The sequence below is a fragment of the Paraconexibacter sp. genome, assembly GCF_041602235.1.
Taxonomy (GTDB): Bacteria; Actinomycetota; Thermoleophilia; order Solirubrobacterales; family Solirubrobacteraceae; genus Paraconexibacter.
The window spans coordinates 1-23,076 of the sequence record NZ_JBFIGP010000004.1; the positions used below are offsets into that span (position 1 = coordinate 1).

A 23,076-nucleotide genomic window follows, 5' to 3' on the forward strand; every position below is an offset into this window, starting at 1 on the left:
CGATCCGAGGAGACCGCCCGCATGCTGTCCGCCGTTCCCGCCATGCCCGTCCGCGACAACCCCGACGCGGCCCTGATCGTCTACACGGTTCTCATGGTGGTGCTCACCGCCGGCCTGCTGGTCTGGTGGCTGACCTCACCCGCGGAGCGCCGGGTCGGGCCCGCGCTCCCCTTCCTGCTCCTCGGGGGCGCGCTGTCGGGTCTCATGGAGTCCTGGCTCGACAACGTCGTCCTCGTCGGCTACCCGCCCGATCAGAACCTGCCGGTGCTCGAGTCCTTCGGGCGCTCGGTCCCGATGTTCGTCCCGATCGGCTACGCGTGGTTCTGCGGCGGGCTGCTGTACCTCATGGCCCGCCACTTCCAGCGGTCGGGCCTGCGCTCCCGCGACGTGTGGGCCATCTACGGCATGGTCGTCGTGATCGACTTCGTCGCGATCGGGCTGTCGGCGTGGATCGGCGTGCTGGAGTTCTACGGCGACCCGCCGATGAAGGTCCTCGGCTACCCCGTCTGGTGGGCGGGCATCGACGGCCTGCACGTCATTCTCGGCGGCGGACTGCTGCTGCTCGCCCTCGACCACCTCCGCGGGCGCGCCCAGGCGTGGCTGATCCTGCTGCCCTCGGTGGCGCTCGGCGCCGCATCGGGCATCGTGGCCTGGCCGGTCTCGACGGCGATCAACTCGTCCTGGTCGGACCCGGCCAAGTACCTGTGCGCGGTGGCGTCGATCGGCCTGAGCCTCGCGTGCGTCACCGCGATCGCGCGGGTCCTGCCCCGGCTCGTGGTCGTCTCGCGCGACCTCGCCGCCGGCCGGCCACCCGGCGTGGAGGAACCCGGCCCCGACCTCCAGACCCCCGACCGGCGCGTCCCCGTCGGCGCCTCGGCAGACTGACCGCGCGATGTTCATCACCGACGCGCCGCTGGACATGCGCGCCCCTTCCGGGGCCTACACCGCCTTCTACGCCCTGTTCGCCGTGAACATGCTCGGGACCCTGGCGTGGCTCGCTCATCGAGCGCGGCGCGAGGGCACCATCCATCCGCTCGCCGCACTGGCCGGCGGACTGGCCGTCGGCGCGGTCGTCCCCCCGGTCTACAACGCCCTCACCAAGGTCTGGTTCCCGTCGAACATCCCCCTCCCGTACGTCGAGGCGTTCGGGATGAAGGACCCGCTCTTCGACATGCTCGGGTACGCGCTCTTCATCGGCTTCGGCGGCTACCTGCTCCTGACCCAGTTGCGGGCCGGGCACGGGGCCCGCGCCGTCTATGGCACCTTCCTGCTGTGGGGCGTGACCGACCTGCTGCTCGAGGTCCCGTTCCTGCAGTGGGACCTCTACCAGTACTACGGCGATCAGCCGATGGAGATCGGTGGGTTCCCGCTGCACTGGGTCGTGCTCAACGGCTTCATCCCGATCGCTGCCGGCGGCCTCATGTACGCGGTGACCGACCGCTGGCCCGGCTCGCCGCGTGGAGCGGCGTGGCGGGTCGCCGCCTGCCCCGCGGTCGCGGGCGGCCTGCTCATGATCCCGATCTTCCCAGTGGCCACGGCGCTGCACGCCGACGTCCCGAGCGCGGTACGCGTGGGCGCGTCGCTCCTGAGCATCGCGATGACCGCCGCCGCGGTGCTCGCCGCGGCCCGCCTGGCCGACCGCCACGCCGGCCCGACCGCGCCCGCACGATCCGCAGGTTCACTGGACGCCGACGCGGTGCCGGCGCTCACGGTCTGACGAACGGGTCAGATCGCGAGGCTGAGCACGCAGACCGCGATCCCGGACCCGCCGACCCAGGCGTCGAAGCAGCGCCGCAGCCAGAGCGGCGCGGCGCGCAGGTCCATGAACCAGCGACCGACGACCCAGGCTTTGGCGAACCCGATCGCCAGCACGCCGGCCACCGCGGCGTCGCCCGCCCCGAGCCCGTGGTCGGCCCCTAGCCACCACGACACCCCGGTTGCGAGGACCAGCGCCGCCCAGGCCGCGGAGACGACGTCGGTGCGGAAGATCTGGCGCCTCATGCGGAGAGGTACAGCAGCGGGAACAGGATCAGCCAAAGCAAGTCGACCATGTGCCAGTACGCGGCACCGCCCTCGAGCAGCGGGAGGCGGGGCGCGGGTGAGGACCCGGCGCGTAGGGCCCGGCGCATGAACAGGAGCACCGCGGTCGCGACCACGACGTGGACGAGGTGCACACCGGTGAACGCGAAGTAGCAGAGGTAGAAGGTCCCGTCGTGGATCGAGTAGCCCTCGCTCAGCAGGAACGCGTACTCGAGCCCCTTGACCGCCAGGAACCCGCAGCCCGTCGCGATCGCGGCCGTCAGGCAGCGGCGCGCCGCCAGTACGGCGCCGCTGCGGGCCGCCTCGACGGCGCGGACGACGACGAGGGACCCGGTCACCAGGAACAGCGTGTTGATCACCGCGAGCCCGCCGTGCAACTCGGCCTGCCCGGCGGCGAACGCCGCCGGGGCTTCGCCGCGGTAGTGCAGGACGGTCACGAAGAAGACCGTGAAGACCACGAGGTCCAGCAGGATGAACGCCCACAGACCGGCCTCCCCCGGGATTCTCCGCTCGGCCTGCCGGGACTCCGTCGCGGTGCTCATGTGGCAGCGCCCCGGACCCGCGGCGCGGTCGTGCGCAGCAGGACGGTGAACACGGCCAGGTACCAGCCCAGGAACACGGTGGCCGCGACGTAGAACCCGATCAGGCCGTTCCAGGCGAACGGCCCGTCGGTGAAGAACGGCACGAGCGACCCGGTCAGCGAGGTGAACGCCATCCAGGCGCTGACCCAGCCCAGCCAGCGCGGGAGGATCCGCTCCCCGGGCGGCCGGCGGTCGGCGAAGATCGCGACCGCGACGGCCGCAGCCTGCAGCGCCCCGGGCGACCAGACGCCCACGAACGGCAGCCACGCGAGGTCGTTGAGCGCCAGCATCACGTCCGGCGAGCGCCCGTCCGGCCGGTAGGCCAGGGTCAGCATCATGAACGTGTAGATGATCGTCGTCGCTGCCGTGATCGTCGCGGCGCCGAGCTGGACGTAGGCGGCCGGCGACCCCGGTCCCTCGATGCGGCGCAGCTGCGCGGCAACCGCGACACCGAACGGCAGGAACAGACTGCCGCCGACCGAGAGCAGGATGATCCCGACTCGCTTGAGGTCGGCGTTCTCGGCGTAGAAGTCGCGGATCTGCTCTCCGGACGACGCGGGCGATGGCGGCGGTACGAGCCCCGCCAGGACGAACCCCACCCCGAGGAGGACCACGAGCGCCAGGCCGCACCAGACGCAGATGCGCTCCGAGCGAAGAGAAGACGTCGGGATAGGCATGGCAAGGCCGTCGGAGCCACCCAGAGTGCTACTGCGCATTTGCGCAGTATATACGGTGGCCAAGCGTATTTTTGCGCATTAAAGCGCGTCTTATTCCGCGCCTTTGCCTGACGAGTCGCCGGAGCGGCAGAGATCTCGGACCTCCGGTAGACGTGCGGATGTGACCCGCGACGCGTGGCGCGCCCCTACGTTTCGGCCTGCACCCGCGGTGCCACGATCGTGATCGTGCCCTGCGCGGCAGCGACGAGCCGGTCCTCGACGTAGGCCTCGCCGCGCACGACGGCGCTGCGGTTGCCCAGGCCCAGCACCGAGGCCTCCGCGCGAAGGATGCCGGGCGCGACCGGGGCGAGGTAGTTGATCTTGAGCTCGGTCGTCGCCCCCCAGTGTCCGACCGGGATGACCGGGTAGACGACCGCGCCCGTGACGTGGTCGAGCACGGCCGCGATCACGCCGCCGTGCAGGTTGCCCGAGGGCGTCGGTTCCTGCGACGCGAGATCCGCTTCCGCCCACAGTCGCCCCGCCTCGATCTTCACGAACGAGATGCCCAGGTACTGCTGGAGCCCCGGCATCTGGTTCCCGAACTCCAGCATGTGCGCCGCGACCTTCTCGTCGAAGCGCTCCTCCAACGTCAGCGGGCCATCTGCGTGCTCTCCTCGTCTGCCCCGCGCCCGTGCGACCGCCGGGCCGGGAGGTTGCCAGAGCGTGCGGCCGCACGCGTCGGATCCGCGGCCCCAGCTTCGCGGTCCTGTCGGGCCGGGCCGGTCCCTGGAGGTGAACCACGGCGTGTGCCGTCCCGTAGGAAGCGGGTATGCCGCCGGTCATCGAGCATGCGCCGCGACTCATCGACGTCAGCGTCCCGGACCGCCCGAGCGGCGTGGTCCTCGTGCTGCACGGCGGGGCCGACCACGGCGGAGGCGTGGCGGTCAGCCCGACCCAGCTCTCGGTGCTGCGCATGGTCCCGGTCGCCCGGCGGATCGCCCGTGCGGGCGGCGATGACCTCGCGGTCTTCCGGCTGCTGAACCGCTTCCGCGGCTGGAACGCCGATGACACGTCCGTGCACGACGCGCGGTGGGCGCTCGCGGAGATCGAGACGCGCCTCGGGCCCGGTCTGCCGGCCTGCCTCGTCGGCCACTCGCTCGGCGGGCGTGCCGCCCTGCTCACCGCCCCGCACCCGGCCGTGCGAAGCGCCGTCGCGCTGGCCCCGTGGGTCTACCCCGACGACGTGCCGCCCGGCCTGGACGGCGAGCGGCTGCTGATCGTCCACGGGGACCGCGACCGGGTCGCCAGCCCCGCTCGCTCGCTCGCGCTCGCCCAGCGCCTGCGCCGCGTCGTCCCCACCGAGTACGTCACGGTCGAGGGCGGCAAGCACGCGATGCTGCGTCACCACCGGCGCTTCGACGGGCTCGCCGCGGAGTTCGCGGTCGAGACCCTGCAGGGAGAGACCTCCGGCCGGCCCGCCACTGCGGCGCGAGCGGCCTGAACGGCGATGCCGCCCAGCGAGACCTGACCGGCGGGCGGGACCGTGCTGCGCCCTCAGCCCACGGCACGGGCCCGCCTGCGCTCGGCGACCGTCGCCCGGACCGCGTCCCAGTCGACGTCGCGGAAGTTGTGCATCGGGCAGTACTTCGGTCCGCACATCGAACAGAACTCGGCGGTCTTGAAGTAGTCGTCGGCCAGCGTCTGGTCGTGCATCGCCCGCGCGGTCTCGGGATCCAGTGCGAGCTGGAACTGACGGTTCCAGTCGAACGCGAAGCGCGCCTCGGACAGTGACCGGTCCCAGCGCGCGGCGATCACGTTCCCGCGCGCGAGATCGGCCGCGTGCGCAGCGATGCGATAGGCGATCAGACCCTGCTTGACGTCATCAGCATCGGGGAGCCCGAGGTGCTCCTTCGGCGTGACGTAACAGAGCATCGAGGTGCCGTACCAGCCGACGATCGCCGCCCCGATCGCGCTCGTGATGTGGTCGTATCCGGGGGCGACGTCGGTGACCAGCGGTCCGAGCGTGTAGAAGGGCGCCTCGTGGCAGACGCGCTGCTGTCGCCGCACGTTCTCCTCGAGCTGGTCGAGGGGCACGTGGCCGGGCCCCTCGACCATGACCTGCACGTCCCGGTCCCACGCCTGCTGCGTCAGCTCCCCCAGCGTGTCGAGCTCGGCGAACTGCGCGGCGTCGGAGGCATCGGCGATCGAGCCAGGGCGCAAGCCGTCCCCGAGCGAGACCGTGACGTCATGAGCGCGACAGATCTCGAGCACCTCGTCGCAGCGCTCGTACAGGGGGTTCTCGGACATGTGCTCAACCATCCAGCGGGCGAGCAGCCCTCCGCCCCGCGAGACGATCCCCGTCACGCGGTGCTGGCAGAGGGGCAGGTGCTCGAGCCGCACGCCAGCGTGGATCGTCATGTAGTCGACGCCCTGGCGAGCCTGGTGTTCGATGACCTCGAGCAGCAGGTCGGCGGTGAGGTCCTCCGGGGCCTTCACCCGCTCGAGGGCCTGGTAGATCGGCACCGTCCCGATCGGAACCATGGCGGCCGCCAGGATCGCCTCGCGGGTCTCGTCGATGTCCTTGCCGGTCGAGAGGTCCATCACGGTGTCCGCGCCCCAGCGCTCGGAGACCGTGAGCTTCGCGATCTCCTCCGAGACGGATGACGACGTCGGCGAGCTGCCGATGTTGGCGTTGATCTTCACGCGCGCCTTGAGCCCGATCGCCATCGGGTCGAGCGCGCCGTCGAGGTGACGGTGGTTGGCGGGGATCACCATCCGGCCGCGCGCAACCTCCGCGCGGATCACCTCGGCGTCGAGGTGCTCGCGCGCGGCCACCCGCTGCATCGCAGGCGTGATGGTGCCCTTCCGGGCGAGGTGCATCTGGGTCCGGCAGCCGCCGCCGGACGTAGGAGTGGGTCGGTGTGACACGGGTCCTCCCTTCGCTGGTATGAGCCAGATCAGGTTCGTCGGGTCGGCGCAAGGCAGTGCCCTCTCAGCCCCTCGACTTGGGACCCCCCGGGATGTATGGGTTGGCTGCGGACCCTACCGCTCGACGCGCCTGGGCTCGCGCGCCGGCCCGCGGAGGAAGCTGATGTGGCCGACGGTCTCGACCCAGCGACAGGCCGGCACGCACTGGGGAGCGGAGCGCCGAAGCTCCCCCGCAGCGCAGACGCGCCACCTCCCGAAATCAGGAGCGGGTAGTCGGCCCGTACCGTTTCATCAGTCGCACTTCATGGGTATCCACGCGCAGTCGAACCGTTCCCCTGAGGAGGTGCTCCACGGATGCGCAGACCTTCGTACCCCTCGTCGCCGCGACCGTCGGCGCGCTTCCTCGAAGTCGTGCGGCTCATGGCAAAGCGGCTACCGGCGCACGAGACACCGCCCGCGCTCTCGACGCCTCCAGCGGACGAGGCCGGCACGGCCGCCAGCATCCCCGAGAGCAGGCTCGCTCGCGCTGCGCTTCGCGTGATCCGGTAGCCGGGTCGAGCGACCGCCCACGCCGGGGCACCCGACGGCCCGGCCGCGGTGTCAGGCGTCCATGGTGAGCGGCCCGTGCGCCGCCCCGGAGAGGAACTGCTCGATGAACGGCGTGTCCGACTGCAGGATCTGCTCGGTCATGCCGGCCTCCAGCACCTTCCCGCGCCACACCACCGAGATGTGGTCGGCGATGCTCCGCGCCAGCATGATGTTGTGCGTCACGACCACCATCGTGCCACCGTGCTCGGCGTGCCGCTCGACCAGCAGATCGCCCAGCAGGGCCGTGCGGACCGGATCGAGGCCGGAGTCGGGCTCGTCGCACAGCACGATGCCGGGGTTGAGCGCGAGCGCCCGCGCCAGGCCGGCGCGCTTGCGCATGCCGCCGGAGAGCTCGTTGGGCATGCGACTGCCCGCGTTGGCCAGACCCACGCTCTCCAGATGCTCCATCACGATCTGGCGGATCTCGGACTCCGCGAAGTCGGTGTGCTGGCGCAGCGGGAACGCGACGTTCTCGTACACGTTCTGCGCGCTGAAGAGGGCTCCGTCCTGGAACATGACGCCGATCGTCCGGCGGAGCCCGAGGATCTCGGCCCGAGACATGCTGCTGAGGGCGCGTCCGCGAATGAGCACGTCGCCCGCGTCGGGTTTCATGATGCCGATCACGTGCTGCAGGCACACGCTCTTCCCGGTTCCGGAGGGCCCGAGGATGACGGAGATCGCCCCCTCGGGAATCGCGAGGTTCAGCCCCTGCAAGATGTGGTTGGAGCCGAAGCTCTTGTGCAGGTCGCGAGTCTCGATGGCGAGCAGCGCCGGGTCGATCGCCTCCGTGATCCGTTCCTCGGGCGCGTCGGAGCGGCCGTCGTACTCTGACCCCGCATGACCCTCGCCGAGCAGCTTGCGGAGGATCGGATCGACCTCGAGGTACTTGCGGACCGGGCCCTCCGCGCGAACCTGCCCGCTCACGATCGCCGCGGTGAGGGGCAGCGCACCGACGACGAACCGACGCGCCTGCTCGGCGGTGAAGAGGATCTCGATCTCCGCAGGCTCATCTTCTGCCGGGATCAGCGTCGGGACCCGGTCCAGGAGCAGCACGGCTCCGTCCTGACCGGGGGCGCGGAACGCGACGCTGGTGTCGGCGTGCTCGAGCCGAGCGACGGCGCCGGCGTCCCCGTCGAGCGCGCGAGCCAACGCTTCCTCGATCCGCAGCACCGGGGCCTCGTCGGGGATGGCCATGAGTGACACCTCGCTCGACATCTGACAGTTCTCCTCCACGCCGCGAGCGCACAGGACGCGCGGCCCTCGAGGCGTACGGGCGATGCTACACCCTGTTGGACGGAATGTGCAACACGGCATCCGGACATGCTGTCCGAATTCGCGACTCAGCAGGAATCGTCACGCTGGTACAGCGTGTGCCAGTACACATCCACGAGCCCCGCGAGGTGACGCTGCGCCTCCGCCTCGTCGGCAGTACCGAGGACCTGCATCAGCACCCGTTCGGTCATCCAGGTCAGGCAGCTCGCCACCGGCTGCGCGTCCAGACCGCGGCGGATGGATCCGGACTCCTGCCCGGCGCGAATGTGCTCCACGACCTCGCCGACGGCGCGCGTCATCAAGGCGTCGAACTCGTCCCGCAGATCAGGATCGTAGGTGGCCACCTCGACCACGGCCTGCATCAGCAGCGCGTGCTCGCGGTAGGTGTCCAGGAGCACGCGGAACCCGTCGAGGAGCTCTTCCTTCGTCGAGCCCGGCGGCAGGCTCCACCACACCCCGGCAGCCTCGATGAGCTCCTCGACGACGTTCGCGTACAGCAGCCGCAGGAGGTCGGCCTTGTCCTCGAAGTGCAGATAGAACGCCGACCGGGAGACCCCCGCGTCCCGCGCCAGCCTGTCCACGCTCAACTCGGTGACGCTGGCGGTGGCGAGGTTCTGCTCGAGCGCGTCGAGCAGGCGTCGGGACATCTCGTCGCGACGCGTGGCCCGAGAGCTCGTCTTCGTGGTGCGTGTTACCGATCCCATGGGCCGCCGAAGCTCACCGACCGGCGTGGTCGAGGAGTCGTGGACGGAGTGTACAGACGGACCCTCCAGCGGTCGAGTCGGACAGCGCGTCCAGCCGCTGCGGTAGCGTGCCCGTCCGTGGCGTCGGCCCCCAACAAGAAGCGCGTCAGCCGGGCTGGGCGTCGGCCCGTCATCACCGCCACGCTCTCGGCCACGGTCACCACCCTCCTGGCCGACGGCGAGCGCTGGACGGATCTGAGCATCGAGCGCATCTGCGCGGAGTCCGGCGTCGCGCGCTCGACGTTCTACCTGTTCTTCGAGGATCAGGGCCATCTCCTCACCGAGCTCGCCGACGACGCTCTCGAAGCGATCACCGGCGCGGGTGAGGGCTGGTGGTCGCTCCCCCGCGACGCGACCCGTGCGGATCTCGAGAAGGCCGTCGAGGACATCTTCGTCGCCTACGCCGAGCACGGCCTGCTGCTCACCGCTGTCGTCGAGGCCGCCGCCTACGACGGACGGGTCCGGGAGCATCTCGAAGACTCGCTGGAGCACTCCTTCGCCGCGGTGACGCAGCACATCACCACCGCCCAGAACGACGGGTGGATGGACCCCGGACTGGACGCTGACACGATCGCCCATTGGCTGAGCTGGATGGGCGAGAGCGGTCTGCGCGCGCTCGTGCACCGGGGTGAACGTCCGACGCGGCGCCTGATCGAGGCCTACGCCGGGATCGTGTGGAACGTCCTGTACACCTTCGACCGATGAGCAGACCCACTGGCCGCCGCGTCGATCGCGAGCAACGCCGGGTCGAGCTGGCCCTGCAGATCCTCCGCGCGACCGATCATCTCACCGAGGACGACGCATCCTTTCCCTCGGTGGGCGTCGAGCGGCTCGCGAGTGCCGCCGGGATCGGGCGTTCGACGTTCTACCTCTACTTCCAGGACAAGACGGAGCTCCTCGAGGTCTGCTTCGGCCCGATCGGCGCCGAGCTCCACGAGGCCACTGCTCGCTGGACGGCGATCGACACCGCGCCGACATCGGACCAGATGCGCGACGTCCTCGGGGGGATGGCGGCAGTCTGGCGCTCACACGCCACCGAGCTCTCGGTCATCTTCGATGCCACCTCCTACGACCCGATCATCCGCGAGGTCGTCGAGGCGGCAACGGCGGTCTCGGTGACGCAACTGACCAAGCACATCCGGGCCGGGCAGCGGGAAGGGTGGGTCGTCCCCGATGTACCGCCGCGCGAGACCGCGACGTGGTTGATCTGGATGGGACAGCGGGGCGGCCACCAGCTCCTGCGCCTCGAGGACGAGGAGCTGCTGGCGCAGTTCGTCGACGGCTACCGCGACGTCGTGTGGCGGAGTCTCTACGCGCTCGCACCGGGGCCGTAGGCCACGGACCGCGTGATCGCGCGCTGCACCGTCCAGACCAGCGCGGCCGTCCAGGCGACGAAGGCGGCCGCCGCGAGCCAGAAGGTGAAGATGCCGTTCCACGAGAACGGCCCCTCGCGGAAGAACACCACGAGGCAGCTCGGGGTGAACAGCACCGCGGTCCAGATCGCGAGGTAGCCGAGCCAGCGCGGGAAGATTGGATCGGTCCGCGCGTCGCAGAGGACCGCGGCGCCGATCGCCAGGTTCTGGACGACGAAGGTCCATACCCCTGCGATGAACAGCAGCCACGCCGTGTCGTGCAGCAGCTTGGTGATCTCCGGCGAGCGAGCCGGATCGAACGCGGCCCCCGCCCAGAGGAAGCTCGGGATCACGAACGCCACGGGGCCGAGGGCCCCGCTGATCAGTTGGAGGTTGCTCAAGGCACCGCGGTCCCGCTCGATGGCCGACAGGTAGACGGAGGTCACTGCAACGAGCGGCAGCAGCAGGACGCCGCCCACCGCGATGAGGATCGAGCCGAGCCGGATCGCCTCCCGGTGCTCCCGGTAGTACGCGGCCACCTCGGTGGCGCCGTCGCCGGGGAAGGGCGGCGGGAGCCAGCCGGCGACCAGCATCCCGCTGAACGTGAGGACCAGCCCGACCGGCGCGCACCACGCGCACGCGCGCTGCAGCGCCGGGCGGGCCGTCCCCATCAGATCTGATCTTCGATCGCCGCCATCGTCGCCACCCACCAGGCCTGCGCGGCGGAGAGGAACCCGATGGTGAACGCCGCCGCCAGGGACGACGTCGCCCCAGACGACAGCGCGCGCAGGTTCTCGAGCAGGAGGCCGAAGACCCGCGCGGTGGGCAGGATCGCGAAGTAGGCGATCGTCGCAGGGTTGACGACGTCCTCCCCGAGGCCGGTCAACTCGCGGTAGCGGCGCGCGAACCCCTCGGGATCGGACGCGATGATGTCCGGGGGCTGGGCGACAGAGCTCATGAACTGGAACCACCCGAGGTCCTCGCGGGGATCGCCGATGCGGGCGACCTCCCAGTCGACGGCCAGCAGGCGACCGTCATCGCCCACCATGATGTTGGGCGGTTGCAGCTCGGCGTGCACCAGCGTCAACGGCGCGGGCGCCGGCTTGTGCTGCTCGAGCCACGACGCGACGTGCCGGAACACGGGCATGGCCTCGACGTGCTGCGCATCCATCTCCCGCCACGCGGCGACGCAGTCGTCGAAGTACGCGTCCCAGTCCTGCGGACGGTCGATCTCCGCTGGGAGCACGTCGAGGTCGACGGCGTGGATCTCCGATGCGAGCTTCGCGAGCGTGTCGAGCTGCGCAGGCCGGTCGTCCTCCGAGGCGGTGACCTGAGACTGGAACGAGCCCCCCTCGACGAACTCGAGCACGATCGCCTTGGTCCCGAGCTCGGAGCCGTCTGCGTCGTAGTACAGCGCTCTTGGCATGGGCGCGCGGCCGTCCGCAGTCAGGGCCGAGAGCAACGCCCACTCCCGGTCTCGATCCGTGACGATGAACTCCTGGCCGGCGGGCGGATCCCCGCGAGCGATGAGGTGCTGGACCTCGCCGTCGATCGTCGCCGTGAACTTCGCCATCAGACGGCTGTAGCCGCCGGTGAGCGGCTGATAGTCGCTCACGGCGATCTCGCCGGTGTCGGGGTGCCGCTGGGCCAGGAAGGCCTCCAGGCGCGCGGGCATCTCGCTGGGGTCAAACACGTCGTCTCCTCTTGTGGTTCCGGTCGAGCGGGCCAGGCATGGCGTGAGCCACCCGGACCCGAATGCCTCGTCAGGCGGGGCGGTCCGCCGACTCGGGGAGGCAGTTCATGAGGTCGGGGTCCCGGGCGACCAGCTTGTTCCAGTACCGCCGGTAGTGCCGGAAGTTCATGAAGTCCTGATCTTCGCCGTACACGACGCGACCGTCGTACTCCCACTTCACGAGCGACCACCAGTTGACGATGTCGCTGTTGATCGGCCACTTGAGCCAGTTCAGGCCCGTCCCCACGGCGTGCAACTCTCGGCCGAGCTCGTCGACGCAGTCGATCACCTGCGAGAGCACGCGGCCGTCGCGGCCACGTTCGGCGCGTCGCGTGCCACTCACGACCTGGGCCTTCACGCCATCACGGATGTAGAAGCCCGTGGTGACGGTCTCCGTCGTTCCCTCGATCGGATCCTCCTCGAACGAGAGCTCCGTCTGCGGGTCGTACAGATGCCAGCCACTCTCCGGCCCGTCGAAGGCATACGGCCAGCCGGCGCGCAGCGGATCGGCGATGTCCGCGTGACGCGGGCCCCAGCCTCGGTCGCGCAGCGCGCCGCAGTCGACGTCGAACACCTCGCCCTCCACCTCGACGGTTCCGACGAACCGGCCGGCCTGCTCGTAGTGGCCGACGGAGAACTCGCCGTCCTTGGAGACCCAGTTCGCGATCCCAGGATCGACGTCGCCACCCTTCTTGAGCTTCATGTAGTGCGGGGCGGCGTCGGCGGTCCAGGTGAGGTCGATCTTCGTCCCCGCGCGGTCGTACCCGAACTGGTACTTCTGCTGCGGCTCGATCATCTTCGCGCTGAGCGAGTTCGAGAGCGTGAAGTCGTACATGTCGGCGCCCTCCGGGATCACGAGGTGCTGATCCCAGCCGAAGTACTTGCAGTTGTAGACGTCTTCCCCCGTGTTGTCCCAGATCGCGGTGCCACCCACGACGAGGTTCATGTTCGGACGGAAGTAGTAGTAGATGAAGCCGCAGAGATTGCGCTCAGGGACGGTGAACCCGAGTAGCGTGTTCTCGCTCCAGTACGGATCGTCGCTCTTCGGATGGAAGTGCTCGTCGGATACGTCGATGGTGTCGGTCCAGCCCATGGTGATCTCCTCGGTAGACGTCGGGGGTAGCGGGGGTCTAGTCGCGGCCGACGAGCGCGAAGTCCGCGCCCTGGACCGCCATCTCGTTGGCCAGTCGGTGCTCGAGCAGACCCATGACCCGGTCGCGGGACGCTCCTGTGGTCGCCGCCGTCGCTTCGAGCAACTCCGACAGCAGACGGCCAGCGAGGTTGAACTCGGCGGTCACGTCGGACAGGTGCAGGCTGCCGGTGCGTCCCGTCTCGAGCGCGTCGAGCGCGGCTTGGGCGGCCTGCGGTTCCGCGAGCTCCGGGATCACGTCCTTCGCGGTGCTGGTGATCTCGTCGACCGCCTCGACCATCCAGGCGATCTCGTGCTCGGCACGGACCTCGAGGGTCAGCAGCACGCGATCCAGCATGCCGATGCCGGCGGCGGCCGCAGGATCCGTAAGCGTGGGGGCGATGGCGTTGAGCTGCTCACGTATGACGGCGAGCAGTCGGGGGGTGGAGGGCTGGGTGATCATCGGCTCGACTCCTGTCGGTCGGTCACGGCTTGTCCCAGGCGAGCTCGAGCTTCGACGGCCGCAGGAAGATCATTCCCGGGGACATCGGCATGTCCTCGCTCGCGAGGCGGAGGTTGGGTAGGCGCTCGAGCAGGACCTCGAGTCCGACCCGGATATCGGTCTGGGCGATCGGCTGGCCGATGCACTTGTGGACCCCCTGCCCGAAGCCGATGTGGCGCCGCAGCTCACTGGGGTCGCGGTCGATGTCGAACTGGTGCGGGCAGCTGAACTGCTCCGGGTCCTGGTTGGCCGAGGAGGCCATCGCCATGACACGCGAACCGGCGGGGATCGTCTGGCCGTTCAGCACGACGTCGTTCTTGGTCTGTCGCACCACACCGCGCACGGGCGTGCTGCGCCGCACGGTCTCCTCGACGACGACCGGGAGGAGGCTCGAGTCGTTGCGGACCCGCTCGAGGATCTCGGGATTGCGGCAGAGATGCATGAGCGCGAAGCACAGGGCACCCGCCGTCGTGTCGAAGCCGGCGAGGATGAGCTGCGCGACGACGCCCTGGACCTCCATGTCGGTCAGGCGCTTCTCGCCCTCCTCCTCGACTGCGATCAGCTCGCTGATCAGGTCGTCCGCCGGCTCGTCGCGGCGCCGCTGGATCGCGTTCGCGACGTAGGCGCCGAAGTCGACCTGATCGCGAGCGAGCTCGAGACGCTGCTCGGGCGAGATGGCGGGGTTGAACAACTCCGTCGTGTTGATGATCCACCGCTCGAACTTCTTGAGGTCCTCCGGCGGAATCCCGAGGATCAGCTGGAGCACCTTGATCGGGAGGGGGAGCGCGAAGGCCTGCAGGATGTCGGCCTGACCGTCGTCGACGAACTCGTCGACGATCGCGTGAGCGGCCGCGCGGATGTCGTCCTCCTTGCGGGCGACGGCCCTGGGGGTGATCGGCTTCTGCGCGAGCTTCCGGATCCGCGTGTGCACCGGCGGGTCGGTGTTGATGAGCGTCGGGTACCAGACCTGGTAGCCGTGCGGGAGGACGTCCTTCAGCTCGTCGGGGACCTCGGACATCATGTCCGTGGGCATGTGACCGAAGTTCTTGACGTCGCGGATGACCGTGACGCAGTCCTCGTACCGGCTGACGAGCCAGATCTCGAGCTCGGGGATGTGCGCGACGGGCCGGCTCTCGCGCAGCTTCGCGAACGCCGGCGACGGGTCCCAGGTCCCGCCGAAGATGTCCATGAGCATCTGGTGATCGGCCGGATCGGTGGCGGGGGGGCCCGCCTGGGCCTGGGCGTCAGGGGTCACGTCATTCCTCTCTCGCTGGTTCTGCACTCAGAGCGTCTGGACACTCTGATGGACAGTATGTCCAGACCAGTCGTCCGAGTCAAGTCGTGCGGGAGCCCGGGATCCGCGGACCCCCGCAACGGGCGGTCAGCAGTCGGCCTTCACCCGCGGGTACTTGAAGCCGGAGTCACGCAGCGTCGCGGGACTCGACGGATCCGACGGCTTGGCGACGTTCTTGCCGATCTCCCCCGGTTCCAGGAAGGGGCTGTAGCGCGTGAGCTTCTGGGGCAGGAACGCTCCGGAGGCCAGCAGCGTCTTGCTCGCCTCGAGAACTGCCGGGGGTGCGCCCGACAGCGACCCCTCGTTGAGGAGCGGCACCAGACGGACGAGATGCCCGGTGGCGTCGTAGGAGTTCGAGCCCGACCCGAGGTGGAACGCCGACTCGAGCAGGTCGTCCTTGTACGGAAGGACGTGTCGGAGGGCCGGGTTGAGCTGGCAGAAGACGCCCCGCACCTTGGGAAGCGCGTTCGGCAGCAGCTTCGTCGCCCGTGTCGCACCGCGCAGGAGGCGATCGAGCTCCGGGTTGGCCCGAGACAGGCTCGCGATCAACGCGCGGCCGTCACGCGCCGCCGGGGTCAGGGCCTCGACCGCCGGTCGCAGTCGTCGCACCGCGTCCGCGAGGTTCGTCACCACGGGCGTCACCCGGCCGCTGACGCTTCCCACGGTCGTACTCGCGCGTCGCACGCTCGCCAAGGTGCTCGGCAGCTCACGGATCGAGGAGGCCAGCTCGGCGTCGCGATCGGCGATCGCCTGCAGCGCCGTGGTCCCGCGATAGGCGATGCTCTCGATCGCGGTGCCGCGCTCTCCGACCGCGGCGCTCACTCGTCCGAGCTGGTCGACGAGCTGCGCGACGGTGGTGCGCTGGCGGTGCAGCGTGCTGACGACCTTCGACCCCTGGCGGACCACCGGGTTGGCAGCGCTGAGCGTCCGGTTGAGGTCCTTGCCCCGACCGGCCAAGGTCGTGCCGAGCTCCCTGAGCATCGTGCGCGCCCGTTGCTTCGTCGGGCCGCTCAGGACGCTCAGGACCTGATCGACGTCGACGAGCTGGTCGGCCTGCTCGGGTGCGAGGCTGCCGCCGCTGGGAACGGAGGAGTCCTCCTTGCCGACATCGATCGAGACGTAGTTCTCACCCACCTGGCTGCGGGTGCGGATCTGCAGCCGCGAGTCCGTCGGCAGGGGAGTGACCCGATCGTCGGTGATGTCGAGGGTGAGCCGCGAGCCCGGGCCGAGCGGGTCGGCGCGCTCCACCTTCGTCACGCTGCCCACCTCGACGCCTGCGACCGTGACGCGCGCTCCGGGAGTGAGCAGCGCCGCCGAGGCGACCTGGGCCTTCACCTCATAGGGCTTGTTGAAGCTTGGCAGGGCGCCCGCCTGGTACAGGATGAAGCCGCACCACGCCACGAACACGCCCGTGAAGAGCGCAACCGTGAGGAGGTGACCGGCGAACCCGTCGCGACCCTTGGACATCAGTGCAGATCCTCCTTCGAGGGCACGCCGCGAACCGGCAGGCCGGGGGTGCACGCCTGGATCGGTTGCCGCAGCGGCTCGCCCGGCGCACCCGCGGCAGGGACGCCGAAGGCGAGGTTGCCGCGGGGGATCGGCGCGTTCTGGTCACCGAACTTCGAGAGCGAGGTGTTCCACTGGAAGAAGCCGATGATCCCCTTCTCGCAGTCCACGAGCCCTTGCGTGAGCCGGTTGAGGGTCGGAGCCTGGGGCCGCAGCGCGCGGGCGGTGGGACGGAGCCGATCCGTCACCTGGTCGAGCTGCTTGACCCAGGGCACCAGCGTGCGCACGGGCCGGCGCAGACCGGCGACCGCTGGCGCCAGCGTCGAGTTCAGGTCGCGGACCGACCCAAGGGCTCCGTCGAGCTTGTCGGCCACCGGATACAAGCTGCGCACGCCGGTGTCGACATCGCCGACGACGCCCCGGACGGCCGCGAGGCTCGCCCGCAACTCGGTCACGGTCGGGCCCAGTTCGGTCAGCGTCCGGTCCAGGCCGTCGCGCTCCTCACCGAGCGTCCCGGCGGTCGCCGCACCGGTCTCGACGAGGCGCTTGAGCTCCGTCTCGCGGCGCCCGAGTTCCGTGGTGAGGATCGCGGCGTTGTGGATCAGCCGCTTCGTGGCCCGCTCGCGGGTCGCGACCTGATCGGTCAGCGTGGAGGCCTGCCTCAGGAACGGTCCCAGCGCGACGAAGGCGTTGCGCAGCTTCACGCCGCCGTCCTTCATGCCGTTGCCGAGATCGTCCAGCATCCGGGCGGTGCTGACGCGGACGTCGGCGTCGAAGATGTTCAGGACATCCGGGACGGTGACGCTCGTCTCCGTCTGGCTCTCGTCGAGCGGTCGCTGCGGATCGGCCCGGCCGGCCGCGGGGGTGCCCGGGTCCACGATGTCCAGGTACACGTCGTTCAGCGGGGTGATCGGACGGATCTGGGCACGGGCGTCGCGGTAGACCACCCCGCGGTCCTTGCGGACGGTCGCGACCAGGATGAGACGCGATCCTCGGCGCTCCACCTTGGTGATCGTGCCGGCCGGGACGCCGCGGAAGCGGACGTCGTCGAAGCCCTCGAAGACGCCGTAGTCCTGCGCGACGGCGAAGCGCACCTTGTAGGTGTCCTTGCCGAAGATCTCGCTGATGTTGGAGAAGAGGTACGCCGCGATCAGCAGCGCGACCGCCAGGCCGGCCACGAAGAACGCCGAGGGGCCCGAGGCGCGACGCGCCTCCATCTTCAAGCGGGTTGCCGTGAGGCCCTCCGTGAGGCGCTTCCGGGGGTCGTCGACCATGCTCATCGGCCTCCCTTCTTCGTCGTGCGCTGCGGCGTGGGACCGAGCTTCGGCAGGTAGTTCAAGTAGCTGGCGAGTGCGTCGCTGAACCTGTCGCACGCCAGGAGCGACGCAGCGTCGGGGTCGGTCAGGCTCGACTTGCACGGCAGGTAGACCGACGATGCGCCGACGCTCGCCGGGAACCGGATGAACTGGCCGTTGGCGTCCTTCTGCCCGGCCGACCCCGCACCGAAGCCGGCGAGGAACCCGCCGATCATCACCGTGGTCGACTTGCCCGTGCCCGGATCCTCGCGGTGGAGGTACGGAAGGATCGTCTTGTCGACCCGCTCCAGGGCAGGACCCACATCCTTCACGAGCGGCCCGAGATCCGAGGACGCCTCGACGAGGTTGCGCACGGTCGCGGGGAGCACGCGCGTGAGCGGCTGGGCGTCCTCCAGCAGACCGGCGGTGTCCACGAGGGTGGGCCGCAGGCGAGCGAGGGTCGGAGCGACGTCGCCGGCCGCGGGGCGCAGGCGGCGCACGAGCGAGCGAGCGTTGCCGAGGGTCCGGTCCAGACGGGCGAACGTGGTCGTCATGTCGTAGGTCGCCGACGGCGCGGCGTCGAGCGTGGCGGCGAGCTCCGCGCTGCGCCGGTTGGTGGTGTCGAGCGTCAGTGCGGCTCCTTCCACCAGGGTCTTCATCCGGTCGGTGTCGCTGTCGAGCGCCGCGACGGTCTTGCCGGCGGCGTGGATGAGCTGCGGAAGGTCGTCCCCGGCCTCGCGCCCGCGGACGGCGTTCAGGGCCCTGTCCGCGTTCGGCGCGATCTCGGTGAGGGTGCCGAACGCGTTCCTCGCGCTGTCGCCGTCGGACAGGCCGGTCGCCAGTTCGCCCGGCAGCGTCCGTAGGCCGGAGACGGCATCACCACGGATGGCCGTCGTGACGTCCTCGATCTCGGACTGCACCGTGGTGTTGCGCAGCGGGATGACGCTGTCGGCGAGCGGCCCGGCGGCGGCCGTGCCCCGCTGCAGGTCGATGTAGAACACGCCTCCGAGGAGGGTCTTGAAGCCCAGCCGCGCGGTGGCGTCCTTGTAGATCGGGCCGGCGTCGTTCTCGATCTTCATCTCGACGCGGACCTCTCGGCCGGTCGGGCCGGGCTCGATCGCGGAGACCTTGCCCTCCACGTTCCCCTCGAGGCGGACCTGCGACCCCGTGCGCAGCTGCGGTGCGCGCTCGAAGTTCGCGGAGACCGTGCGGGTCCCCGGCGCGAAGGGCGCTCGGAACACGCCGCTGAAGATCACGGCAGTCACGATCAGCCCCAGGATCGCGGTGATCGCGCCGATCGTCCGCGTCGACTGTCCACCGGTCATCGTCCGGTCCTCCTGGTCGAGCCGACGGGGACGAGCTGCGGGTACGGGCGTGAGACGTACCGGCACGGCTCCTCGTAGGCCTCGCGCTTGAGGATCTGGGTTCCGTCCTTGATGCCGAGGGCCTCCAGCCCGGCCGGGATGACCGCCTGGAGGCGGAACGCCATGGCGGGGCCCGCGGGCCCGTTCCCGGCTTGCGCGAACCCGGTCATCGACCGCAGCACGGCCCCGGTGTTCTTGACGTCGCAGGCGTAGCGGCTGATGTAGTCGAGGAGGGGCCGCGCGGTGTCGATCCCGGACTTCAGCCGTGGCACGAGCGGCTCCGTCGCCTTGAGAGCGGGGATCGCGGCCTTCGCGGTCGCGGGCAGCAGGTCGCGGACCGTCGGTTCGGCCCGTCGCAGCGGCACCTGCGCCTCACGGAGCAGACGCGACAGCTGCGTGAGTCCGGCGGGCGCCTCGGGCAGGGTGCGTCGGGCCTCTGTGCTGAGGCCCCGGACGGCGCGCAGCACGGAGCGTCCGCGCCGCAGGCCGCCCTCCGCGGCACGGAGCGCACCGGGCGCGGCCTCGATCGTCGCCCGCGTCGCGTCGCGCTGCGTGATGAACGGATCGACCGCTCGGGTCGCCCCGTCCATGAAGGGCTGGGACTGTCCGCGCGACCGGTCCAGCGGGGCGACCGCCGAGTCGAGGGAGGGCAGCAGGCGCGCGGCCGCGCCGTCCCGGCGCAGCACCTCGCGGGCGAGGACGCGAAACTCCTTGGGGGCGCGAGCCCCCGTCTTGATGGAGCCGTTGAGGGGTGCCCCGTTGGCCAGGAGCCCCTCGGCGAGGCCGCCGACGGTCTTGCGCAGGCCACCCCGCGATTCGGCGTCGAACACTGCGACGGCCTCGGGGAGCCCGTAGGTGTAGGACTCCTCGCCGCCGGAGATCGTCGATCCCTCCGGCAGCTCGGTCCTGGCGCGGCCCGGCCTGAGCTCCACGTAGCGGGCTCCCAGCAGGCCACTGGCCCGGATGCCGACCGTCGTGTCCTCGGGCAGCTTGGTCCCGGGATTCAGCTGGAGCTCGGCGAGCGGGCGCCCGTCCGGGCCGATGTCGAGCTTGAGCACCTGTCCCACGCGGCTGCCGCCGATGCGCACCGCGTCATGAGGCAGGAGGTTGCCGACGGTCGGGACCGAGACGTAGACCGTCCGGTAGTCGACGAGCGGAAGCCCGTTGTAGACACGCAGCGTGGAGAACCCGAAGACCGTGAGGGCAGCGATCACCGCGAGCCCGAGCACCGCGGTGCGGGTCGCGGGCGGCTTGTCCCGGCGGGGGCCCCGGCGACGGGCCGGGCGGCTGCTGTTCGTGGTGCGCATCACTTGCCCAGGAGGTAGTCGAGGAGGTCGTTGGACGCGCGGTCGGCCCTGCCCGAGGTGACGCCGAGACCCTCGAGGGCCTTCTGCAGTTCCTCGGTCGCCTGCTTGACCGCCGGCGTGGCGTCGCCGAGGACCTTCTTCACGTCCGGCAGCTTCGGCTTGGCCGGGGTCGGGACCCCGTCGCGGGCGGGGGCCTGTGCACCCGGCGTCGGCGGACGCTCACGCTTGCGGCGCGCGGGCTTCGGCCTGCGCTTCGCAGCGGGGACGAGGTTGTCGACGATCCGCTCGTAGAACGAGGGCGCGAACGAGGCCTCCCCGCGGAAGATGTGTCCGAGGCCGTCACGGAACTGGATCGCGCGCGACCAGTTCTCCACCGTGGCCAGCAGGTTGTCCATGCTCCCGTCGAGCGCGTCGCCGACCCCGGGGATCTCCTTGACGCTCGCGTCGCGCAGCGAGGTGAGCGCGGGAACCGCCTTCGCGAGCGATCCACGCGTCGACGTGGAGAGCTGCGTCAGCGAGGGGCCTGCGGCCCGTGCCGCCCGCAACGTCGGGGCGGCGGCCGCGCGGAAGGGCTCGATGCGGTCGATCGTCTGCAGCAGGGACGGCGCCGTCGCGGTGAGCTGCCGCGCCGTCGCGGCCAGCGGGCCGGTCGTCCGGCGCAGCTCAGCGAGGAAGGACCGTGCCGAGGACAACGCTGCCGGCGCGGTGCGGAGGGTGTCCCGTAGGGCGTCGCGCTTGGTTGCCACCGTCTCGGTCGTGCGGCCGAGCCGGTCGATCATCTTGGACAGTCGAGCCCGCTCGCGGGCCATCGTGGCGATGAAGCGGTCGCTGGTCGCCAGGAGGTTCGTGAGGGAGCGGTTGTCCTGCCCCAGCTGCCCCAGGAGGTCGGCGCCGCTCGACAGCGCCGGTGCGAGATCGGTAAGCAGCGCCTTGAAGTCGACCTTGCGCCCCGCGAAGGTCATCCCGGTCTCGTTGAGCACGATCGCCAGGCGGGTGCGCGTGTCGGCGTCGAGCGTTCCGAGGAGCTGGTCGAGATCGGTGGCTACCTCCACCTGATCGTCAGGGAGCCGGTACCCGTCGGGGGCCTCGGCGCGGGAGCCGCCCGGCGTCAGGAGGACCTGCTTCTGACCGAGGGCGTTGCGCGCGAGCACCTGGACCTGCACGTCCTGGGGCAGCGGGGCGTACTCGTCGCGGATCTCGAGCTTCACGTCGACCCGGTCCTGATGACCCTCGAGCCGGACGGTGCCGACATTCACGCCGCCGATGGCGACGGGAGATCCGTCGGTGAGCCCGCCGGCGTTGCTCAGGCGCATGGCAAGGGTGTACGGGTCATCGTCGCCCCCGCGGAAGACGATGAGGCCGGCGATGACGGCGACGGCGGCGAGACCGAGCGCGAGGAAGCGGCTCATTTCGAACCTCCGGTGCGTGCGGGGAGCGAGCCGAGCTTCGGGAGCGTCTCGCGGCGCTCGGGCGGGTTCGCTCCCTCCTTGTCCTTCGAGGGGTCGAGGGCGTCCGGGCCCGCGCCGCACTCGGGCAGGAACCAGGGTTGGCCGGCGATGGTGCCGGGGGGTCGCGGGAAGCCGTACTCGACGCCCGGGAACGTCTTGACGATGTCCTCGGGGGTGTTGGGGTTCGAGTTGTAGTTGGCTGGCAGGTAGTTCTGGACCTGGGCCCGGACCACGTGGTCACGGCTGTCCACGGGGCTCATCCAGTCGCCCCAGCTCGCTCCGAAGGCCACGAGCTCGGGCGCGTAGGGCCGGATGCACTTGAGCTCCTCGGTCGCCTGCGCGCCGATAGACCCGATGCGCGGAGTCACATCGGCGACGCGGTTCAGCGCGGACGAGACGGCACGGGTCTTGCCGACGGCGTCGAGCGTCCGGCGCGCGGCGGGCGTGATCGTGCGCAGCGACGTGAGCACCCTCGTGAGCGGTGCGGCGATCCGCTGGAGCTGCGTCACGCCCGGCGCCAGACGGTCGGTGAGGTCGGCCGCCTCCCGCAGGGTCACGTCGGCGGTGTCGAGGGTCGCGCGGGTCTGGCGGAGCGCGGCCGGGAGACGGCCGAGGGTCTCGCGCAGGCGCTCCTGGCGGCTGGCGACGGTCTCCAGCGTTCCGGCGAGCCCGTCGAGCACGACCCGCACGTCGGGGGACGAGCGGTCGACGGCGTCGACGACGCTGCCGGTCGAGACCACCAGCCGTGTGAGCTGGTCCTGGTTGCGGGCCAGATCGCTGAGCAGCCCGGCCGCGGACTCGAGCGGGCGCGGGGCCACGCGCAGGGCGTTGCGGAGGTCCGGGCCCGCCAGGTCCGCGAACTCCGCGCCGCTCTTGATGAGACGGGCGAGGTCGCGCTGGACCGGTGGGTCGAGCTTGGAGATGACGGTGTCGACCTCGACCGGCACGGTGACGTTGGAGGGGGGAAGCTCTCCTCCGTCACGGATCTCCGGAGCGGAGGACGTTCCCTGGCGCACCAGGACGTAGCGGTTGGAGAACGAGACGGTCCCGCCCTGGCGGATCTCGAGCCGGGCGTCGCGTCGCAGCGGCCAGACCTTGTCGTCATCGATGCGCATCGTGACGCGGGCGGCCCGGCCGCGGTCCACGGGCTCGATGTCGGCGACCACGCCGATCTTGCCCCCGGGCGACTCGACGGCGTTGCCGGTGAGGAGGTTGGTCGCAGCGGGGACGACGAAGGACACGCGACGGCCCTCTCCCCCCGTGAGGATCACGAGCAGCACGACGGCGAACAGCGCGAGAGCAGCGAGGACGCCGGAGCGGACGAGCGCGCGGGACATGG

General features: G+C 70.6%; 23 protein-coding genes and 1 riboswitch. Of the genes, 5 read left to right on the top strand and 18 right to left on the bottom strand.

The genetic code is table 11. The features are described 5' to 3' along the window. Both ABYE80_RS00525 and ABYE80_RS00530 read left to right on the top strand, forming a co-directional pair. A partial coding sequence (locus ABYE80_RS00525) for a hypothetical protein (RefSeq protein WP_372787828.1) occupies window positions 1–885 on the top strand: 885 nt, incomplete at its 5' end. Between the two features lie 7 nt (window positions 886–892). Next, window positions 893–1,717 carry a hypothetical protein gene (locus ABYE80_RS00530; protein WP_372787830.1) on the top strand — a complete coding sequence of 275 codons (825 nt, stop codon included), beginning with the start codon at window positions 893–895 and terminating at the stop codon, window positions 1,715–1,717. A gap of 8 nt (window positions 1,718–1,725) precedes the next feature. Here ABYE80_RS00530 and ABYE80_RS00535 read toward each other — a convergent pair whose 3' ends face one another. From ABYE80_RS00535 to ABYE80_RS00550, 4 genes are all read right to left on the bottom strand, one after another. After that, window positions 1,726–2,001, bottom strand: a complete 276-nt coding sequence (locus ABYE80_RS00535) for a cytochrome C oxidase subunit IV family protein (protein WP_372787832.1) — start codon at window positions 1,999–2,001, stop codon at window positions 1,726–1,728. Next, window positions 1,998–2,582, bottom strand: coding sequence for a cytochrome c oxidase subunit 3 (locus ABYE80_RS00540; protein WP_372787834.1), 585 nt, complete (start codon window positions 2,580–2,582; stop codon window positions 1,998–2,000). Before ABYE80_RS00540 ends, ABYE80_RS00535 begins: the two co-directional genes overlap by 4 nt. After that, on the bottom strand, window positions 2,579–3,298 hold the full coding sequence (locus ABYE80_RS00545) for a hypothetical protein (protein ID WP_372787836.1): 720 nt from the start codon (window positions 3,296–3,298) through the stop codon (window positions 2,579–2,581). Before ABYE80_RS00545 ends, ABYE80_RS00540 begins: the two co-directional genes overlap by 4 nt. A 185-nt stretch (window positions 3,299–3,483) precedes the next feature. After that, window positions 3,484–3,924 (bottom strand): PaaI family thioesterase, encoded by a 441-nt coding sequence (locus ABYE80_RS00550; protein ID WP_372787838.1) that lies wholly within the window; start codon window positions 3,922–3,924, stop codon window positions 3,484–3,486. Between the two features lie 182 nt (window positions 3,925–4,106). Between ABYE80_RS00550 and ABYE80_RS00555 the strand changes: the two genes are divergently transcribed. After that, entirely contained in the window at window positions 4,107–4,778 is a 672-nt protein-coding gene (locus ABYE80_RS00555) for an alpha/beta hydrolase (protein ID WP_372787840.1), read from the top strand. A gap of 53 nt (window positions 4,779–4,831) precedes the next feature. Here the strand turns inward: ABYE80_RS00555 and thiC are convergent, their stop codons facing one another. The 3 genes from thiC to ABYE80_RS00570 form a co-directional block, all read right to left on the bottom strand. Continuing rightward, entirely contained in the window at window positions 4,832–6,205 is a 1,374-nt protein-coding gene (thiC, locus tag ABYE80_RS00560; protein WP_372787842.1) for a phosphomethylpyrimidine synthase ThiC, read from the bottom strand. Next, window positions 6,195–6,305, bottom strand: a riboswitch (TPP riboswitch). (Overlaps the previous gene by 11 nt.) 500 nt (window positions 6,306–6,805) lie before the next feature. Next, window positions 6,806–7,987 (bottom strand): ABC transporter ATP-binding protein, encoded by a 1,182-nt coding sequence (locus tag ABYE80_RS00565; protein ID WP_372787843.1) that lies wholly within the window; start codon window positions 7,985–7,987, stop codon window positions 6,806–6,808. A 146-nt stretch (window positions 7,988–8,133) separates the two neighbouring features. Then, on the bottom strand, window positions 8,134–8,769 hold the full coding sequence (locus ABYE80_RS00570; RefSeq protein ID WP_372787845.1) for a TetR/AcrR family transcriptional regulator: 636 nt from the start codon (window positions 8,767–8,769) through the stop codon (window positions 8,134–8,136). Window positions 8,770–8,886: 117 nt separating this feature from the next. Between ABYE80_RS00570 and ABYE80_RS00575 the strand changes: the two genes are divergently transcribed. Both ABYE80_RS00575 and ABYE80_RS00580 read left to right on the top strand, forming a co-directional pair. Next, the gene (locus ABYE80_RS00575; RefSeq protein WP_372787846.1) at window positions 8,887–9,513 is read left to right on the top strand and encodes a TetR/AcrR family transcriptional regulator; all 627 of its coding nucleotides are present in this window, start codon (window positions 8,887–8,889) and stop codon (window positions 9,511–9,513) included. Next, the gene (locus ABYE80_RS00580) at window positions 9,510–10,142 is read left to right on the top strand and encodes a TetR/AcrR family transcriptional regulator (RefSeq protein WP_372787848.1); all 633 of its coding nucleotides are present in this window, start codon (window positions 9,510–9,512) and stop codon (window positions 10,140–10,142) included. The genes ABYE80_RS00575 and ABYE80_RS00580 overlap by 4 nt, the downstream gene beginning before the upstream one ends. On the opposite strand, the gene ABYE80_RS00585 is transcribed toward ABYE80_RS00580, so the two are convergent. The 11 genes from ABYE80_RS00585 to ABYE80_RS00635 all read right to left on the bottom strand — a co-directional run bounded on the left by ABYE80_RS00585 (window position 10,118) and on the right by ABYE80_RS00635 (window position 23,074). Continuing rightward, window positions 10,118–10,831 carry a hypothetical protein gene (locus tag ABYE80_RS00585; RefSeq protein ID WP_372787850.1) on the bottom strand — a complete coding sequence of 238 codons (714 nt, stop codon included), beginning with the start codon at window positions 10,829–10,831 and terminating at the stop codon, window positions 10,118–10,120. The two genes, ABYE80_RS00580 and ABYE80_RS00585, sit on opposite strands and share 25 nt — an antisense overlap. Continuing rightward, window positions 10,831–11,853, bottom strand: a complete 1,023-nt coding sequence (locus ABYE80_RS00590) for a phosphotransferase family protein (protein ID WP_372787851.1) — start codon at window positions 11,851–11,853, stop codon at window positions 10,831–10,833. The genes ABYE80_RS00585 and ABYE80_RS00590 overlap by 1 nt, the downstream gene beginning before the upstream one ends. Before the next feature lie 70 nt (window positions 11,854–11,923). Continuing rightward, window positions 11,924–12,985, bottom strand: coding sequence for a hypothetical protein (locus ABYE80_RS00595; protein ID WP_372787852.1), 1,062 nt, complete (start codon window positions 12,983–12,985; stop codon window positions 11,924–11,926). Between the two features lie 37 nt (window positions 12,986–13,022). Beyond that, window positions 13,023–13,484, bottom strand: a complete 462-nt coding sequence (locus ABYE80_RS00600) for a hypothetical protein (protein ID WP_372787853.1) — start codon at window positions 13,482–13,484, stop codon at window positions 13,023–13,025. Between the two features lie 22 nt (window positions 13,485–13,506). Next, entirely contained in the window at window positions 13,507–14,778 is a 1,272-nt protein-coding gene (locus tag ABYE80_RS00605) for a cytochrome P450 (RefSeq protein ID WP_372787855.1), read from the bottom strand. A 126-nt stretch (window positions 14,779–14,904) separates the two neighbouring features. Further along, entirely contained in the window at window positions 14,905–16,284 is a 1,380-nt protein-coding gene (locus ABYE80_RS00610; RefSeq protein ID WP_372787856.1) for an MlaD family protein, read from the bottom strand. Then, window positions 16,284–17,603 carry an MlaD family protein gene (locus tag ABYE80_RS00615; protein ID WP_372787858.1) on the bottom strand — a complete coding sequence of 440 codons (1,320 nt, stop codon included), beginning with the start codon at window positions 17,601–17,603 and terminating at the stop codon, window positions 16,284–16,286. Before ABYE80_RS00615 ends, ABYE80_RS00610 begins: the two co-directional genes overlap by 1 nt. Continuing rightward, entirely contained in the window at window positions 17,600–18,943 is a 1,344-nt protein-coding gene (locus ABYE80_RS00620) for an MlaD family protein (protein ID WP_372787860.1), read from the bottom strand. Before ABYE80_RS00620 ends, ABYE80_RS00615 begins: the two co-directional genes overlap by 4 nt. Continuing rightward, window positions 18,940–20,289 (bottom strand): MlaD family protein, encoded by a 1,350-nt coding sequence (locus ABYE80_RS00625; protein WP_372787883.1) that lies wholly within the window; start codon window positions 20,287–20,289, stop codon window positions 18,940–18,942. Before ABYE80_RS00625 ends, ABYE80_RS00620 begins: the two co-directional genes overlap by 4 nt. After that, on the bottom strand, window positions 20,289–21,698 hold the full coding sequence (locus ABYE80_RS00630) for an MlaD family protein (RefSeq protein WP_372787862.1): 1,410 nt from the start codon (window positions 21,696–21,698) through the stop codon (window positions 20,289–20,291). The genes ABYE80_RS00625 and ABYE80_RS00630 overlap by 1 nt, the downstream gene beginning before the upstream one ends. Further along, window positions 21,695–23,074, bottom strand: a complete 1,380-nt coding sequence (locus tag ABYE80_RS00635; protein ID WP_372787863.1) for an MlaD family protein — start codon at window positions 23,072–23,074, stop codon at window positions 21,695–21,697. The genes ABYE80_RS00630 and ABYE80_RS00635 overlap by 4 nt, the downstream gene beginning before the upstream one ends. Window positions 23,075–23,076 lie beyond the last annotated feature (2 nt).